Raw genomic sequence first — 18,191 nt, forward strand, 5'->3', positions numbered from 1 at the left:
TTTCTGAAAGCTTTCTTGTGGAAGCGCACTTCAGCAGAACTCCAATCAGTCTGGGCCGCGAGAAAAACAGCATGAACTTTCCTATCACCAACGCCCCCCTCATCAATGCGCCGGCCAACGCCGTCACTTCACCATTCACCATCAGCGGCACAGCCAGTCCTTATGCCAAGATCCAGGCCTTTGCCCCAGGGGGGGCGGTGCGCTACGACGATGACGACGTTTACGCCGATGCCGCTGGCAACTGGTCAATCACCGATGTCACAAGAACTGACGGGACCTATGCGGTCATCGCTCAACAGTTGTTGAATGGTAAAAGCTCAAGGTGGACGGACGAGGTTCATTACACCGTTCAACCCGCTGCGGCGGCATTTCCCATCACCAATGCCCCCCTCATCAACGCGCCGACCAATGCCGTCACTTCACCATTCACCATCAGCGGCACAGCCACGCCTCATGCCAAGATACAGGTCTATACCCCAGGAGGTGCGGCGCGCTACGACGATGACAATGTTTACGCCGATGCCGCTGGCAATTGGTCAATCGCCGATGTCGCTAGAACCGACGGGGCCTATGCGGTTGTCGCTCAACAGTCGTTGAATGGCCAAAGCTCGCCGTGGACGGACGAGGTTTATTACACCGTTCAACCCGCTGCGGCGTCATTTCCCATCACCAACGCCCCACTCGTAAATGCGCCGGCCCACGCCGTCATTTCACCGTTTACCATCAGCGGCACAGCCACACCTCATGCCAAGATCCAGGTCTATACCCCAGGGGGGGCGGCGCGCTACGACGATGACAATGTTTACGCCGATGCCGCTGGCAATTGGTCAATCGCCGATGTCGCTAGAACCGACGGGACCTATGCGGTCGTCGCTCAACAGTCGTTGAATGGCCAAAGCTCGCCGTGGACAGACGAGGTGCATTACACCGTTCAACCCGCTGCGATGGCATTTCCCATTACCAATGCCCCCCTCATCAACGCGCCGGCCAACAACGTAACCTCACCGTTCACCATCAGCGGCACAGCCACCCCTCATGCCAAGATCCGAGCCTTTGCACCAGGAGGGGCGGTGCGCTACGACGAAGACGACGTTTACGTCGATGCCACGAACAACTGGTCAATCGCCAATGTCGCAAGACCCGACGGGACCTATGCGGTCATCGCCCAACAGGTGTTGAAAGGACAAAGCTCGCCGTGGACGGACAACGTCCATTACACCGTTCAACCCGAAACAGCGACGACACTCAAAATCACCTCGCCACAATCAGAAGTAGGCACGTCGCGCAAACCGATCATTAGCGGAACATGCGTACCCAGCAATGGATACGACAACTTAAGAAACTTGGAGGTGATAGATGCCGGAGGAACCCGGATTGCCCGTACGACTTTAATGCCAAATCAGAAAACCTGGGCCATTAATGTCGACTTTCCCCTACCAATAGGAAAACACACTGTATTTGCACGGGAAGGCACACCAAAGCGCTGGGATTACTCTAGCGATAGCGTTACATTCAACGTTGTGTCCTCGGAGTGGGAATCGTTACCTGCTCTATTTTCCAATCGAAATCTGGAAACAGAAGGCGTAAACCCACTCACAGGTCAGTTTTACACTTCACTACCCATTGCCTCTCTTGTTGGGAACGCAGGGCGCGGCCCCGCCCTGGATTTTGAACTATTTTATTCAGCAGAACGTTTTATCGATTTTGGCAGTTGGGCTTTCAATCTTACGTATTGCCGTGTATCCAAAGAAAAAAATTCCTGCACAGGAGAGCTCTTCATAGGAAACGAATCCAAAAAAATCGAACTTACCCTAGACATATCATCTACCGATATCAATGTCGCGACTTATACAGCACATCAAAAAATAACGCCGCTATCTTTCAACGACCTATCTAAAGGCTTGAAGATAGTAAGATCCGACGGGACTACCGAGATACTCACCCCGTTTCGGTCCAACTCTACCACCATAGATAATCGAGACTACTTTTACCTAGTACCCCAAAAAATACTAACCAAGCTGGGCTTTGCATTAACACTATCTTGGGAAATGCACAACGTCTCGACCAACTATTACGCTCCTCGCTTAACCACCGTTGCCGATGAACAACAAACACTTTTCATGATTAACTACATCGCAGACTCAGTAAGCATCGAAGTATTCGGCGGCAGCGGACGGAACCAAAGCCACGTATTAGAAATTAAAGATAACCAACTGACAGAGATCAGACTATCCACAGACGAAACTCAACCATTCAAAAAGACATTCACCTACAGTACTACACCTGGAACTGGAACGCCTGACACGTTCAAACTCATGTCCATAATTGACTCTTGCGGTCTAACCACTGAATTAACGTATGCCAAAGCCAATAGAGTCACTGTAAAGAAAGATAGCATACCCACAGATATATCCAGCACGACGACCTACCATTACGAATACACCCCTAACCCCCGTACGACCGTGCAAACTGTCGCCGAACAAGTAAAAACAAGCATCTTCGAATATGATGAAAATTACGCTCTAAAAAGCATCACAACGAACTTCAACAGCAACTCTGAAAACACGATACTTACCTTATTTAAAAACACCGAAGAAGCACTGGAAACATCGATATATCACATGAGCGCAACAGGCTTAAGCCCCGAAATAAAATCAACCCTGACATTTGATAAGAACGGCAATTTATCCAGCAGAACCGAGAACAACATCACAACTGACTATACGTATTACCGAGGAGACCCTAAGGTCGACACCTCTAGAAGGCCCGCAGGTAAATATGAGGTTGGCTTCGATCCTCCCGCAGACTCGGGCTGGACAGAAAAGGTTTTCGGCTGGGTCGGTCACAAAATAAACTGGGCGATAGATAATTTGACACTATACGGCCTGGTCCAACAAGCAGTGGGCGAGTTTGGTTTCACTTGGTCCAGACTTTATGAAATTGAAGACATACTCTCCCCTCAGAAAGATGATATACAGCAAAAATATAAGCTACCTGTTCCCATTGGCACAGATGGAGACCCTAACTACTTCAACTCCTACTTGGAATCTGAGAGAAGCTATCAAATTATCAATGGGGCGCGAGTAGATTTACAATGGACATTTTACGCATATCGCTCTTACGCTGTTAAAACTAATGAAATCACAGACCGAGCCCTCCTGCCGTACCAAAAACTGACTATCCTAAGACCCATCACCCAAGATTTTATTAGTCTTTCTCAGTATCAAGAAGCTTCTATGTTTTTGGAAACGGCACTTTATGGCGAAGATCCTAGCGACAATGCTGGCTTTGGAAAACTAGTCTCCGCCTCTAAACATGCGCTGAACGCAGGAGGGCAAATCATCCCTTCCACCGAACAGCGAACCATGTTCAGTTACAGCCTTTATAATGATCAACTGACTACCTATCAAGAAACAACTAGTGGTGAAATCACTCAGACAACACAAAGCATCACCTCGACGACGACAGGGAAATTGCTCAATGCCATTGATGTTTTAGGTAACAAAACCGAATATCACTATGATTCACTCAACCGTCTGACCGCTCAGATTGACTTCGCCCAAGACGCTCAACTACGCCGAGAAACTCGTTATATCCATGAGTTTAACGGGGCCGGTCATACTGTCCAGACCATCTATCCTGATAATGAGCAGGTCCGAGAGGCTTATGACGCACTGGACCGGTTGATTTACACAGAAACCTGGCATGCTCCGACCTCAACATGGAAACGGCTCACTGATATTGGCTACAACCTCCAAGATCAAGAAACCTCCATCAGGGAATATGATTATGCTCCCGACGGAGCGCTGCTGATCGACCGACTGGTGAAGTTGACCTATGACGATTGGGGTAACCCACTATCCAGAGAAACCGTGGGCGCCGGCATACAATATGCGCAGATATCACTCAAGGACCAAACCCTAACGCAGTGGCGAAAATACCCGGATGGTAGCTCAAGCGGCATTGTCACCAGCTCATACAATACATTTGGAAAAGTTGGAAAAATCAGCTTTAAAACTCCTCAAGGATCTGAATATAAGTCATGCACATACACCTACGACGCCTTTGGGTATATCAGCGAGGAAATACCTTCCGATAATCCGACCATAAAATACGGTTACGATGCGCGTGGCAGAATGACCAGCAGAACCTGCAATGACATGATAATTAGAAGCGGCTATACGCCGACCATCATCTCCTCCGTTGCCACAGACATATCCGTTACGACGCCTTCGGACGGTGCTATTTACAAGCTTGGAAAACGCCAGATAGATGGGCTTGAGCGAGTCACAGACATCTACACCGGAGGCCGTAGCTTAAGTGTTTTCTATAACGGCAGTTCGCCGATAGGTTATACAAGCTCACAACCACCACTGAGCAGCTCCTTTATTATAACCTCGAGCTACGACGCCACTACTGGGACACTCACCGAGTTCAACACACCGAGCAATAACGTACATGCCGCTTTCAGAGAGCCTAAAACTGCGACTTACACCCACTCCTTAAGGGGAGCAATACTTTCCGAGGCAGATATTTATGGCAATCTTACAGAGCATTATTACGACAATTTTGGAAGACTTAGCCAATCCACGAGTAGCAAAGTTGAAAGAAAGCTCATCTATGACAGTGCGCAGCGACTCAAAGAGGAGTATGTGACCGATAATAGTCAAAACACGACAATGCAGACCACTTATACTTACGACGATCAAGATCGCGAAACACAACGCATTTTCAAAGTAAATGATTCCACGCTTTTGATCTCACAAACTTACGACAAGGAAGGCCGCCTCGACAAAACCAGCGTCATTCTTAACAATAATTTGTTGCGCCAGGAAGTGTTCACATATGACCTAAACAAACGGCTATACAGTTATGTTTGCACTGGACCAGTAAGACCTACAGACGCTCATAACAATCTGCTGACCGCTCAAGACTTTCACTATAATGCTCTGGGCGGAATCACCGAATATACAAGCTACTCAGATACAGGCAACGTGAAGTACACATATGAATACAGCACTGCTGACGGCACACAACTAAGAACCATCAACACACCGAACTCTACAACCAATCTGGACTACGACTCACTAGGACAGCAAATCAAAGACCAGCAAGGAGCAACTTGCAACTATGACGCCGCAGGCAATTTAATAAATCGCGTGCAACCTCAACAACAGTACACCTACCTTTACGACTCCCTGGGCCGTCAAAGCGCTTGTGAAGGTTCCGACTATTATGAACGCTACTTTTATAATGGACAGTACCAATATGCTAGACAAGGACAATTCCATGACAATAATGTTTTATACTCAAGGACTTCAATACTTCTAAATCGCAGTGCTGCCTGCCGACTTATGGAGCAGGAACTGAAGCCTGACGGAGGAACAAGCGAATTCTCCAGTAGTTTCGAAATTCTAGATGCACGGGGTAATTTGTTGGCCAGCTACGATCCACTAAACCAGTCATTTACCCACTTCGCCTATACTCCGTTCGGCTATCGCCATGACAATTGGAAAAACAGAAGCTGGCTCGGCTTTAATGGCGAGCCATTGGACCGCACTTCTGGCCTCTATCATCTGGGCAACGGGGCACGCAGCTATAGTACGATAAGCCATTGTTTCCTAACCCACGATGAATCCAGTCCGTTCGAGGAAGGTGGCATCAATGGCTATGTCTATTGCGGTAACGACCCAATTAACTTCAGCGACCCTACAGGTCAGGCCGAAGTAGCGCGCAAATATCTGATCATGCCGCATCAACCTCTTATTTATAATCAGGTCGCGCAAGCTATCCTCATGGGCGGCATCGGTGTGGCGCTGGCCCCGTTTACTGGAGGCGGTTCCATGGGTGTAGCGGCAGCAATGACGGGACTGGCAGCTGTCTCAGCAGGGTTCGGAATCGCCGCGGCAGCGACTTCTGATAGCAACCCGGAACTCTCGACCGTTTTCGATGCACTGTCGATCGGTACAGGCCTTATCACTCCCGGAAAGTTTGCCGGGGCTGCGAGGGGCGCCATCTATAAGGGCATGCCGAAGGTCATGGCTCGAAGCAGCACGCGTGGAATAGTTACAATGGGCGGCACCATGCGGGAGCTGGAGCAGATAGGCAATGAAATACACACATTTGTCGATCGCTATAAAGGTCTGGATCGCCTGAATATCGCGGCACACGGCCTCGACCTCAATAAAGGAGAAAGACTTCTCGACGTGCCGTCCTGCATTGTATTCAACAACGCGAAGCTATTCGCTGATGATCTGCTAAAACTCCTACGAAGCAAGAATATTGACCCTTCTAAGTACGCTAATGTCCGTCTGTTGGTATGTTTTTCTGCCAACGGCGGTGTCGATTCATTTGCTGCTAACTTTCAACGATTAATAAAACGTAACATCAAGGCCTTTGAGGGGCCTGTTTCTATGAATCATTCATCGACGTCTATGACGGAAAAAATGTTCAAAAAATTTCCGGCGGATCAAATACGGGAACTCTACGCTAAAGAAATCACTCATAAAGTTTATAAAACCAATCCGTACTCTCCTAATACATTGGAACATTCAAATTTCCGTTATAAACCTCATTATTTCCCGAAAAAATAGAAGCGACAACACAGCCTGAAGGCCGAATAATCGACCTTCAGGCTTAGCGCCGCATCAAAGGGAAGACGCTTGGATGAGCCAACATCAGCTTGCGCATATTCTGCCGAGACACACCTATGATCTCAGCAACGTCGGTCAGCCCAACCAAATCAGGCGCGACTTCGATCAATTTGGCCGACGGGACAGCGCGATGGACGTCGGCCTGGGTGCTAAGCACCGCGCTGAGCGAAACTGAGCGCCGAGCCATAGCGGCATAGCGGCATAGCGGCATAGCGGCATAGCTAAACGATTGACGCGCCAACTACCTGAAATACGCCGTAGGACCGCCCCGTACTATCCGACTTGACCTTGTCATGTACAAACTTTTTACAAGCTACCCCTTCAACCGCAGGACAAAGGGCTGCGAACGAAGATCCGCGTCAAATTGATTACCAACCACAACAATGGCATTGTCTGGCTGCACCGCTAATGCCAAGTCTTCAACTGTCCGCCCGAGCCTCATTTGCGTCCAGCCGTTATGGTTACCGAAGCCGGTATCCAGACTTCCGTCCGGTAAGTAGCGCCCGACAGCACATTCCCGGTGATCTTCGTCGTCCTGATATAGGACCGGGCCGCAAGTCACGATACGCCCGTCCGACTGGATCATGCAATCTGCCCAATACGACGCGGGAACAATAGGTGTCAGGACGGGCTCACCATCATTGAAATCCGGATCGCTCGCGCCATCATTATCAATGCTTGTCATCATTGCGTAGCCCACCGCCGCATCAGGGTGCAAACCAAAGCCGACACCGAGAGGTTTCAGACTGGCTTGCAGCGCGACGGCTTCGTAAGACCCATAGCCACCGTAGCCGCCTTCCGTATCATAGACAAAGCCATCCGAGCCGAAGCTTGAATCGACGCGACCATCCAAGTGCATGCGAACCCACAACTTGTAATGGTGCGATTCCAAGCCAATGATTCGCCCCGCCACATAGAGGTACCCCTGAGGTGTTACCAAAATGACGGGCGCGTCCAGATAATGCTCGGGATGCTCGATAACCGCAGTCCCTTTATGGCCGAAGTCCTGCGCCAGGTGGCCGCTATCGTCCAGGCACACGAGTAGTATTACAGCTCTGCCATTACTTGGCCTGAGAGCGGCCCCAGCAATGTAGTAGCGCCCGTCGCGCACGAATAACGAGGCTCGTTGGTAGGCGATTTTGGGGGTGTCGGCCATGCGTGGGAAATTCTTGACCAGCGTTACATCATCGTAGCCGTGGATCGGAACCGAAATTCCGTTCATGCCAAATGAACGGTCCAGCGTGCCGTCTGGATGGTAGCGGGCCAGCCCGAAATACATTTGAGATCTATTGACTAGCGTCCGGCCAAGGATCAGGATCTTGCCGTCCGGCAGTACAGAAATCCGGTCCGAATTACTGGTCGATTCCGTGTCGGGCGTGAACAGCCAATGGACAGGCACTCCACCATTGAAACTTTGATCGGCCGTACCATCGGTGTTCAGCGCCCAAATCAGATATTCGCTGTCACTACCCAGCGTTGTGTTGCCCGCCACGTAGATCTTGCCCGTGGGGCTGAGGGCCACATCCATAGCGGCCTGCCCCAAAAGCGGGAGTATCGCGCCTCCATTGAAGCCAGGATCAAGCTCGCCAGCGTTGGGTGATGCAGGTTCATTTATAGACATAGACATGTCGGTCACTCCTTTGGAAGGTTTGTTACCTGACCGACATTCACGCTTATTGTTGATCCAGCGACTTCAGAAGTGCCCCACAGAATGGATGGGCTAGGGTCCGGTTACGTTCGACTTGCATCGCCTCATAATAGCCATCCAAGTCATCGAGAGAGGATTATATATCGAGCCCCTCTTCCGAACGTCTAGCACCGCGACTCAAAAAAGTAAAGCCATCCTATCTCACACTATGCTCTTACCCATCACCTAGGTGCCGTAGGCCATGCGAGCACCCACCAGCAACTTTTTGGTCATTTCACCGAAGGTCTTGGCGGCGGATTAGGCGGCGCTATTCGCGTTGTTTTTCAAGAGAGGGGGACTTGTCAGGGCGACGGCCTTCTTGGCGTCGCTCAGCTTTTCGCTGGCGAGTGCCAGCGAAATATCTGCGGGTCGTAGCGGCCAAAAGTCAGCGCCTCTCGGCGCCCGTTGAGACCGTAATCGTAGCGGAGTGCTGGGAAAGCCGCATAAATCAAGCTTTCCCGAGGAAACACTTACCGTCAAAGACCGGTTTGGTCTGGATAATAAACGAGAGGGCCTTAATCCGGCCTCCGGTTCCTACCGCCAACCTATCTGCTGGCCCGCGATAGCTATCGATAGTTTATCGCGACGTATCTTTTTTAATTAATACGCCTGCTTCGATAGCCTGCGATAGTCCCCGGGAGGACCCGATTTCACTCCCACTCAATCGTCGCCGGCGGCTTGCTCGACACGTCATACGTCACGCGCGAGATACCTTCGATTTCATTGATGATCCGCCCGGAAACGGTTTCCAGCAGCTCGTACGGCAGGTGTGCCCAGCGAGCGGTCATGAAGTCGATGGTTTCCACGGCGCGCAGTGCGACGACCCAGGCGTAGCGACGGCCGTCGCCGACCACGCCCACCGATTTCACTGGCTGGAACACCACGAACGCCTGGCTGACCTTGTGGTACCAGTCGGCCTTGCGCAGTTCTTCGATGAAGATGTGGTCGGCGCGACGCAGCAGGTCGGCGTATTCCTTTTTCACTTCACCGAGGATCCGCACGCCCAGGCCCGGGCCCGGGAATGGGTGGCGGTAGACCATGTCGTACGGCAGGCCCAGTTCCAGGCCGAGGCGACGCACTTCGTCCTTGAACAATTCGCGCAGCGGCTCGACCAGCTTGAGGTTCATCTCTTCCGGCAGGCCACCTACGTTGTGGTGGGACTTGATCACGTGGGCCTTGCCGCTCTTGGCGCCGGCCGACTCGATCACGTCGGGGTAGATGGTGCCTTGGGCCAGGTACTTGATGTTGTCCAGCTTGCAGGATTCGGCATCGAACACGTCGATGAAGGTACGGCCGATGATCTTGCGCTTCTTCTCCGGGTCGGACTCGCCGGCCAGGTTGTTCAAGAATTGCTCTTCGGCATTGGCGCGGATCACCTTGACGCCCATGTTCTCGGCGAACATGGCCATCACTTGCTCGCCTTCGTGCAGGCGCAGCAGGCCGTTGTCGACGAATACGCAAGTCAGCTGGTCGCCGATGGCCTTGTGCAGCAATGCGGCAACCACCGAGGAGTCAACGCCGCCGGACAGGCCCAGCAGCACATTGTCGGTGCCGACCTGGGCACGCACCTGGGCAATGGCGTCTTCAGCGATCTTCGACGGCGTCCAGAGGGCTTCGCACCCGCAGATGTCGAGGATGAAGCGCGACAGGATACGGCCGCCCTGCTTGGTGTGGGTCACTTCCGGGTGGAACTGCACGCCGTAGTAGCGACGGTCGTCGTTGAACATGCCGGCAATCGGGCAGCTCGGGGTGCTGGCCAGGATGTGGAAGTCTTCCGGCATCTTGGTGACCTTGTCACCGTGGCTCATCCACACGTCGAGGCCGAACAGGCCGTCGGCGTCGATATGATCCTCGATGCCGTCCAACAGGCGGCTCTTGCCGACCACGTCGACGCGGGCGTAACCGAACTCGCGCAAGTCCGAACCTTCGACCTTGCCGCCCAGCTGTTCCGCCATGGTTTGCATGCCGTAGCAGATACCGAAGACCGGCACGTCCAGGTCGAACACGGCTTGGGGGCAGCGCGGGCTGTCGGCTTCGTGCACGGACTCCGGGCCGCCGGCGAGGATGACGCCTTTAGGCGCGAATTCGCGAATCGCTTCATCATCCATGTCGAACGGATGCAATTCGCAGTACACGCCGATTTCACGCACGCGGCGGGCGATCAGCTGGGTGTACTGGGAACCGAAGTCGAGGATCAGGATGCGGTGAGCGTGAATGTCGAGGGCCATGACTCATTCTCATGTAGTGAATCAGAAACAACTCGGGGCTGAATGAACAGCCCCGGTGATTAACGTTTTGCTGAAGGCCTTAACCTACGCGGTAGTTCGGCGCTTCCTTGGTGATCTGCACGTCGTGGACATGGGACTCGGCCATGCCGGCGCCGGTGATGCGCACGAACTCCGGCTTGGTGCGCATCTCTTCGATGTCGGCGCTGCCGGTGTAGCCCATGGAAGAACGCAGGCCGCCCATCAGTTGATGGATGATGGCGCTCAAGGTGCCTTTGTACGGCACGCGACCTTCGATGCCTTCCGGTACCAGCTTCTCGGCACCCGCGGAGGAGTCCTGGAAGTAACGGTCGGAAGAGCCTTGGGCCTGGGACATGGCGCCCAGCGAACCCATGCCGCGATAGGCCTTGTAGCTACGGCCCTGGAACAGCTCGATCTCGCCTGGCGCTTCTTCGGTACCGGCGAACATCGAACCCATCATCACGCAGTAGGCACCGGCAACGATGGCCTTGGACAGGTCACCGGAGAAACGGATACCGCCGTCGGCGATCAACGGTACGCCAGTGCCTTCAAGGGCGGCGGCGACGTTGGCGATGGCGCTGATCTGCGGCACGCCGACACCGGCAACGATACGGGTGGTGCAGATCGAGCCAGGGCCGATACCGACCTTGACCGCGTCGGCGCCAGCTTCGGCCAGGGCCTTGGCGGCTGCGCCGGTGGCGATGTTGCCGCCGATCACCTGCACGTCAGGGAAGTTCTGCTTGACCCAGCGAACGCGGTCGATCACGCCTTTGGAGTGACCGTGGGCGGTGTCGACCACCACCACGTCAACGCCGGCATTGACCAGGGCGGCAACACGGTCACCGGTGTCCTTGCCAGTGCCGACGGCAGCGCCGACGCGCAGACGACCTTGGTCGTCCTTGCTGGCCAGCGGGTAGGCCTTGGCTTTTTCGATGTCGTTGACGGTCATCATCCCCTTGAGGGCAAACTTCTCGTCGACGATCAGCACGCGCTCGATGCGGTGCTTGTGCAACAGCTCGCGAACTTCGTCCTTGCTGGTGCCTTCCTTGACCGTGACCAGGCGCTCTTTAGGCGTCATCACTTGGCGGACGGAAGCATCCAGGCGGTTTTCGAAACGCACGTCGCGGGAAGTGACGATGCCGACCAGGTCGCCATCGTGCAGCACCGGAACGCCGGAGATGTTGTGCATGCGGGTCAGTTCGAACAGATCCCGGACCGTGGCGTCAGCCTCGATGGTGATCGGATCCTTGACCACGCCAGCCTCGAACCGCTTGACCTTGCGCACTTCGGCGGCCTGCTGTTCGATGGTCATGTTCTTGTGGATGATCCCGATACCGCCTTCCTGGGCCATGGCGATGGCCAGACGGGCTTCGGTCACGGTGTCCATGGCGGCGGAAACCAGGGGGATATTCAGTTCGATGCCACGGGTGAGACGGGTTTTGAGACTGACTTCGTTAGGCAGCACCTCGGAATAACCGGGCACTAGGAGAATGTCGTCGAAGGTCAGAGCTTCTTGGCTGATACGCAGCATCGCGGGGGCTCCCGAGCGGGAAAATGGAAGCGCGCCATTATACTCATGCAGCCCGTCTGGCTCAATGTAAAACTCTGTCTATTATTGGCGGGGTGATTGGTGGGGTGAAACCACCGCACGCCCATCCTGTGATGCATCTATCTACAACTCCACCTTCACCCAACTCACCGGCTGATCGAGCCAATCGGCGAATTCATCGACAAAGGCCTGCTTGAACCCCGCCTCCAGCCAATTATTGAAAATGAAACCCAGATTGGAGAACGCACAGGGTTGCAGGAATAGAAACCCATTGATGTCGTCTTCATGCCCGCATTCAGGACAGGTGAAGTTATCAGTGCGCCCAGGCATCCAATCTTCCAGGCTTTCAAACAGCGCTTCGCCGACTTCCTTGCGGCACTCGGCGCAACCGGCCTCTTCCAGGAACCCCTTGGCCGGCGTATAGATGCAACGCTTGGTGATGATTTCCAGGCCGTTGATCGATTCGCCGAACGGCAGCGCGTCGGGATGCAGGACCACGTCGCGGGCACCGGGAGCGATAGCGTGGGCCATGCGATTGCCGGTGCGGCCGCAGGTGGTCAGTTGCTCTTCGACGATATTCTTGCGCACCAGCCAGCGCACGATCGCCCGAGCCCGAGGCTCGTGGACCGGCAAGGTGGAAATTTTCGGGACGATAATACTTTGCGAATTCATGGCGAGGCCTGGAGGTTTCCCTGGCGGATCTACTAAAGGGCCGGCAGCTTAATCCCTGGCTGGGCCAGGTCAAGCATTCAGGTAGCGGCCGATCAACGCCAGGCCACTGGCGAGCACCAGCCAGGTGACCAGGCGCACGAATGCCTCGCGCGACATCTTCATGGTCAGGCGACGCCCTACCCACAACTCCAGCGCCATGGCCGGCAACAAACACAGCGCCAATACCAACAAGGGTAGCTCGGCATACACGCCCGCGATAACGAACAGACTCAAGCGCACCACGGTACTGCAGCTGATCAGCGCACTCTGGGTCGCCCGCGCCGCCTACAGATCCATCCGGCACTTCCTTGATATGGAGAGCGGGGACTTTAGCCAGATGTGTCATGGCATATCCAGCATTTGCGGTGACTGGCCCATCGCCTTCGTGGGTCTGGTCGCGAAACAAGCGACTCGGTCTAATTGCCTTGCACACATGGCGATTCAGACGCGAATCCCCTTATCATGCCGCCCATGATTAAAGATCCCTTTGCCCGACTGGGCCTGGACCGCGAGGTCCTGACTGTCAGCCAGCTCAACGGCCGTGCGCGGGTGTTGCTGGAGGACGTGTTCAGCAACATCTGGGTCGAGGGCGAGATATCCAACCTCGCCCGCCCCGCCTCCGGCCACGTGTACTTCACCCTCAAGGACAGCGGCGCCCAGGTGCGTTGCGCACTGTTCCGGCAGAACGCCGCGCGGGTGCGCCAGGCCTTGAAGGACGGATTGGCGGTGAAGGTGCGTGGCAAGGTCTCGCTGTTCGAAGGCCGTGGCGATTATCAACTGATCCTCGACACCGTCGAGCCGGCCGGCGATGGCGCCCTGCGCCTGGCTTTCGATGCCCTGAAGGAAAAACTCAGCGCCGAGGGCCTGTTCAGCGCCGAGCGCAAGGTGCCATTGCCGGCCCATCCGCAACGCATCGGCATCATCAGTTCGCCCACCGGCGCGGTGATCCGCGACATCATCAGTGTGTTCCGCCGCCGCGCGCCGCAGATTTCCCTGACGTTGATTCCCACCGCCGTGCAAGGCCGCGAAGCCACCGGGCAAATCGTCCGCGCGCTGAAACTGGCCGATGCCCGTGGCTTTGACGCGCTGATCCTGGCCCGGGGCGGCGGTTCGCTGGAAGACTTGTGGTGCTTCAACGAAGAAGCCGTGGCCCGGGCCGTGGACGCCTGCGTCACGCCGATCGTCAGCGCCGTCGGCCATGAGACCGACGTGTCCATCAGCGATTTCGTTGCCGACGTGCGCGCCCCTACACCTTCCGCCGCCGCTGAACTGCTGGCGCCGGATGCTGGCGACCTGGTGCGCCGGGTGGAAAGCCTGCACCGGCGATTGGTGATGCGCATGCGCGACCGCCTGATGCGCGATCAACTGCGCCTCGAAGGCCTCACCCGGCGCCTGCGCCATCCCGGCGAACGCCTGCGCCAACAGGCGCAACGCCTCGATGACCTGGACATGCGCATGCGCCGGGCCTTCGAACGCAGCCTCAATACCCGCCGCGAACGGCTGATCCGCCTGGAAACGCGCCTGGCTGGACAACATCCGGGCCGACAGTTGGCCATGTTGCGTCATCGCCTCGACAGCCTCGCCGAACGCCTGCCCCGAGCCATGCGCGAAGGCCTTAAAACGCGACGCGTACAGCTACAAAACCAGATGCAGACGCTGCACATCGTCAGCCCCCTGGCGACCCTCGGTCGTGGCTACAGCATCCTGCTCGACGAACGCGGCCATGCGATCCGCAACGCCGGACAAACCCGGACTGGCCAGCGCCTGACCGCCAAGCTCGGCGAAGGCGAACTGCTGGTGCGGGTCGAAGACAATCACCTGACGCCAGTCACCCTTTCTTTACTGGACTGATTCATGCCGCGATTCCTCGCCCCCCTGCTGTTGCTGTGCCTGACTTTCAACGCCCATGCCGACAGTTACATCACCCGCCTGTTGAACAAACCCGTGCCCGGCGGCGTGGCCGTGGTGGACCTGGGCAGCGCGGCCCAGGCACCCAAAGCCACCTATCAGGGCAAACCGGTATTAGTGGTCAAGGAACAGCAGAATTGGCTGGCGATTGTCGGCATTCCGCTGACGGTCCAGCCCGGCACGCAGCAGATCAGCAGCGGCGGCGGCACCCAACCCTTCGTGGTTGGCTACAAGAAGTATCCCGAGCAGCACATCACGCTGAAGAACAAGCGCCAGGTCAACCCGAACCCGGCGGACCTCAAGCGCATCGACGCCGAGCTGGCGGTGCAATTGAAGGCCTACCGCAGCTTCAGCCCGAACATCCCCAGCAACCTGTTGCTGGATAAGCCGGTCAACGGCCCGCTGTCGAGCAAGTTCGGTGTGCGCCGTTTCTTTAACGGCGAAGAGCGCAACCCCCACGCTGGCCTGGACTTCGCCGTGCCCGCCGGCACGCCGATCAAGACTCCGGCCGCCGGCAAGGTGATCCTCACCGGCAATTACTTCTTCAATGGCAACACCGTGTTCGTCGACCATGGCCAGGGCTTCATCAGCATGTTCTGCCACATGTCGAAGATCGATGTGAAGGTCGGCCAGCAACTGGCCCGGGGCACCGTGGTCGGCAAGGTCGGCGCCACGGGCCGTGCGACTGGGCCACACATGCACTGGAACATCAGCCTGAACGATGCGCGGGTGGATCCGGCGATTTTTATCGGGGCTTTCCAACCTTGAGTAGTTTGCGGTGAGGCTACTGGCCTCTTCGCCACGGATTGCCGAGTGAAAAGCATCGACGCAATAAAACGACAAATACCTCATCGTCACGCGATTAAATCTCGTCAGACCGCCTAAAAGCAGAACTTCTCTCAATTTTTTTCGACTGCTTGCAACCCCCCGTCCACGCGGTTAGGGTTGAAAGCATGAAAACCTCTCATACCCTCATCCAGCTTCGCCAGCACCGCAGCCTGTGCCTCGTCAGCGCACGACTGCCGGGCTGAATTGCGGCACCTCGTCCCGGCTAATCAGCCCCCCCATTAGAACCACCGGCAGGCCGCCTCTTTCCGGCCACGACAATAAGGATTCCGCCCATGAGCATGCTCAAAGACCCGTCTTCGAAATACCGCGCCTTCCCGACCATCAACCTGCCGGATCGCACCTGGCCATCGAAGACCATCACCGCCGCGCCGATCTGGTGCAGTTCCGACCTGCGTGATGGCAACCAGTCGCTGATCGAGCCGATGGACGCCGCCAAGAAGCTGCGCTTCTGGAAAACCCTGGTCGCGGTGGGCGTGAAGGAAATCGAAGCGTCGTTCCCGGCTGCCTCGCAGACCGACTTCGACTTCGTGCGCACCCTCATCGAGGAAGGCCACATCCCGGACGACACCACCATCCAGGTGCTGACCCAGGCCCGTGAAGACCTGATCGCCCGCACGTTCGAATCCCTGCGTGGCGCCAAGAAAGCCATCGTCCACCTCTATAACGCCACCTGCCCGTCGTTCCGCCGCATCGTGTTCAACCAGGACAAGGAAGGCGTGAAGGAGATCGCGGTGAACGCAGCCAAGCTGTTCGTCAAATACGCCGCGCAACAGCCGGAAACCCAGTGGCAGTTCGAGTATTCGCCAGAGACGTTCAGCGCCACCGAGCTGGAATTCGCCAAGGAAGTCTGCGACGCGGTGATCGAAGTGTGGAACCCGACCCCGGAGCGCAAGGTGATCCTCAACCTGCCAGCCACCGTGGAAGTCGCCACCCCGAACATCTACGCCGACCAGATCGAGTGGTTCCATCGCAACATCAGCCGTCGTGACAGCGTGCTCATCAGCCTGCACACCCACAACGACCGTGGCACCGGCGTGGCCGCCACCGAGCTGGGCCTGATGGCCGGCGCCGACCGTGTCGAAGGCTGCCTGTTCGGCAACGGCGAACGCACCGGCAACGTCGACCTGGTGACCGTGGCGCTGAACCTCTACACACAGGGCATCGACCCCGAGTTGGACTTCTCCGACATCGATGGCGTGCGCAAAGTGGTCGAAGAATGCAACCAGATCCCGGTGCACCCACGTCATCCGTACGTCGGCGACCTGGTTCACACCGCATTCTCGGGCTCGCACCAGGATGCGATCCGCAAGGGCTTCGCCCAGCAGAAACCGGACACCCTGTGGGAAGTGCCGTACCTGCCGATCGACCCGGCCGACATCGGCCGCAGCTATGAGGCGGTGATTCGGGTCAACAGCCAGTCGGGCAAGGGCGGTATCGCCTACCTGCTGGAACAGGAATACGGCATCAGCCTGCCGCGTCGCATGCAGATCGAGTTCAGCCAGGTGGTGCAGCGCGAAACCGATCGCCTGGGCCTGGAGATGACCGCCCAGCAGATCCATGCCCTGCTGCAGCGTGAATACCTGCAAGCCAACACCCCGTACGCGCTGGTCAGCCATCGCCTGCAGGAAGAAAACGGCAACAGCGCCGTGGAAGTGGAAGTGGCGAGCAAGGGCCAGGGCGAGACCAACCTGCACTGGCGCGGCAAAGGCAACGGCGCGCTGGAAGCGCTGGTGGCCGGCCTGCCGATTCCGGTGGAAATCATGGACTACAACGAACATGCGATCGGCGCCGGCACCAATGCCAAGGCGGCGGCGTACATCGAACTGCGGGTCAACGGCGAGCGTGCGGTGCATGGCGTGGGTATCGATGAGAACATCACCACCGCGAGCTTCAAGGCACTGTTCAGTGCGCTGAACCGCTCGCTGAGCCAGCCGGAAGCCAAGGCGGCTTGATCCATCGATGAAATGCAAAAAGGCCCTGGGGTGTGAACCTCAGGGCCTTTTTGTTTGGCTTGGATTTTGGGTTGGCTGTTCCGGCCCCTTCGCGAGCAAGCCGCTCCCACAATGGATCTGCGGTGGACACAAATTCTGTGCCTGACAGAAATCTCCTGTGGGAGCGGGCTTGCTCGCGAAGGGGCCCTAACAGACTGCCGGGATGTCAGGCATGGGTATCGATCGAAATAGTCATCGCCTGCAACAGCGCGGCCTGCAGGGTCTGCAACGTCGCTTGTGTCGCCATGATCTGAGTCTGGATCGCCATGGTTTCCTGGGCTTTCTGCTCCTCATCGGCGCGGCTTTTTTGCACCCGTGCTAGCTGGGCCTGCTGTTCGGCCAGCAACTTTTCGGTCTGTTCGATCTGCTTCTTCAGTTGTTCGATGACATCGCCGCTGCCGCTGCTGCCACCCGCACCGGCGATATTCGCGCCGCTGGTGTCGACTGCCAGTTTCTTGTCTTTGTCTTCGCTGCTGTCAGCCAATGCCACTGGACTGACCGCTTTTTCTTCTTCGGCCCCACGGATGGAGACTTTGGGGGCCGATAATGGATAAGGGTTTACGGTCGTTGCGCTGATGCTGGTCATAGGGACTCCTC

The 18,191-nt window shown here is 56.1% G+C and carries 9 protein-coding genes and 1 pseudogene; 4 read left to right on the forward strand and 6 right to left on the reverse strand.

The genetic code is table 11. The annotated features are described in order from the left end of the window. The first annotated feature begins 71 nt into the window (after positions 1 to 71). Positions 72 to 6,593, forward strand: coding sequence for an RHS repeat-associated core domain-containing protein (locus VQ575_RS21505; protein WP_325918378.1), 6,522 nt, complete (start codon positions 72 to 74; stop codon positions 6,591 to 6,593). Between the two features lie 373 nt (positions 6,594 to 6,966). On the opposite strand, the gene VQ575_RS21510 is transcribed toward VQ575_RS21505, so the two are convergent. The 5 genes and pseudogenes from VQ575_RS21510 to VQ575_RS21530 all read right to left on the reverse strand — a co-directional run. Then, the gene (locus VQ575_RS21510; RefSeq protein ID WP_325918380.1) at positions 6,967 to 8,280 is read right to left on the reverse strand and encodes a hypothetical protein; all 1,314 of its coding nucleotides are present in this window, start codon (positions 8,278 to 8,280) and stop codon (positions 6,967 to 6,969) included. Between the two features lie 710 nt (positions 8,281 to 8,990). Beyond that, a complete protein-coding gene (guaA, locus tag VQ575_RS21515) occupies positions 8,991 to 10,568 on the reverse strand; it encodes a glutamine-hydrolyzing GMP synthase (RefSeq protein ID WP_039592095.1) in 1,578 nt (525 codons plus the stop codon). Between the two features lie 79 nt (positions 10,569 to 10,647). Then, on the reverse strand, positions 10,648 to 12,117 hold the full coding sequence (guaB, locus tag VQ575_RS21520; RefSeq protein ID WP_039592097.1) for an IMP dehydrogenase: 1,470 nt from the start codon (positions 12,115 to 12,117) through the stop codon (positions 10,648 to 10,650). 141 nt (positions 12,118 to 12,258) lie between these two features. Beyond that, the gene (locus VQ575_RS21525) at positions 12,259 to 12,807 is read right to left on the reverse strand and encodes a hypothetical protein (protein ID WP_039592100.1); all 549 of its coding nucleotides are present in this window, start codon (positions 12,805 to 12,807) and stop codon (positions 12,259 to 12,261) included. Between the two features lie 69 nt (positions 12,808 to 12,876). Beyond that, positions 12,877 to 13,131: pseudogene (locus VQ575_RS21530) on the reverse strand (sulfite exporter TauE/SafE family protein); the annotation flags it as partial. Between the two features lie 186 nt (positions 13,132 to 13,317). Here VQ575_RS21530 and xseA point away from each other — a divergent pair. The 3 genes from xseA to leuA all read left to right on the forward strand — a co-directional run bounded on the left by xseA (position 13,318) and on the right by leuA (position 17,555). Next, entirely contained in the window at positions 13,318 to 14,697 is a 1,380-nt protein-coding gene (gene xseA, locus VQ575_RS21535) for an exodeoxyribonuclease VII large subunit (RefSeq protein ID WP_039592102.1), read from the forward strand. Between the two features lie 3 nt (positions 14,698 to 14,700). Then, the gene (locus VQ575_RS21540; protein ID WP_198725771.1) at positions 14,701 to 15,522 is read left to right on the forward strand and encodes a peptidoglycan DD-metalloendopeptidase family protein; all 822 of its coding nucleotides are present in this window, start codon (positions 14,701 to 14,703) and stop codon (positions 15,520 to 15,522) included. 353 nt (positions 15,523 to 15,875) lie between these two features. Beyond that, positions 15,876 to 17,555, forward strand: a complete 1,680-nt coding sequence (leuA, locus tag VQ575_RS21545; RefSeq protein WP_039592105.1) for a 2-isopropylmalate synthase — start codon at positions 15,876 to 15,878, stop codon at positions 17,553 to 17,555. Positions 17,556 to 17,760: 205 nt separating this feature from the next. Here the strand turns inward: leuA and VQ575_RS21550 are convergent, their stop codons facing one another. Further along, a complete protein-coding gene (locus tag VQ575_RS21550) occupies positions 17,761 to 18,180 on the reverse strand; it encodes a hypothetical protein (RefSeq protein ID WP_325918381.1) in 420 nt (139 codons plus the stop codon). Positions 18,181 to 18,191: the final 11 nt, after the last annotated feature.

It is taken from the genome of Pseudomonas frederiksbergensis, assembly GCF_035751725.1.
Lineage (GTDB): Bacteria > Pseudomonadota > Gammaproteobacteria > Pseudomonadales > Pseudomonadaceae > Aquipseudomonas > Aquipseudomonas frederiksbergensis_A.

What these genes read in the sequence shown, in the direction of transcription:
- VQ575_RS21505 (WP_325918378.1), top strand. Translation starts at nt 72, where the DNA reads ATGAACTTTCCTATCACCAACGCCCCCCTCATCAATGCGCCGGCCAAC.
- VQ575_RS21510 (WP_325918380.1), bottom strand. Translation starts at nt 8,280, where the DNA reads ATGTCTATGTCTATAAATGAACCTGCATCACCCAACGCTGGCGAGCTT.
- guaA (WP_039592095.1), bottom strand. Translation starts at nt 10,568, where the DNA reads ATGGCCCTCGACATTCACGCTCACCGCATCCTGATCCTCGACTTCGGT.
- guaB (WP_039592097.1), bottom strand. Translation starts at nt 12,117, where the DNA reads ATGCTGCGTATCAGCCAAGAAGCTCTGACCTTCGACGACATTCTCCTA.
- VQ575_RS21525 (WP_039592100.1), bottom strand. Translation starts at nt 12,807, where the DNA reads ATGAATTCGCAAAGTATTATCGTCCCGAAAATTTCCACCTTGCCGGTC.
- xseA (WP_039592102.1), top strand. Translation starts at nt 13,318, where the DNA reads ATGATTAAAGATCCCTTTGCCCGACTGGGCCTGGACCGCGAGGTCCTG.
- VQ575_RS21540 (WP_198725771.1), top strand. Translation starts at nt 14,701, where the DNA reads ATGCCGCGATTCCTCGCCCCCCTGCTGTTGCTGTGCCTGACTTTCAAC.
- leuA (WP_039592105.1), top strand. Translation starts at nt 15,876, where the DNA reads ATGAGCATGCTCAAAGACCCGTCTTCGAAATACCGCGCCTTCCCGACC.
- VQ575_RS21550 (WP_325918381.1), bottom strand. Translation starts at nt 18,180, where the DNA reads ATGACCAGCATCAGCGCAACGACCGTAAACCCTTATCCATTATCGGCC.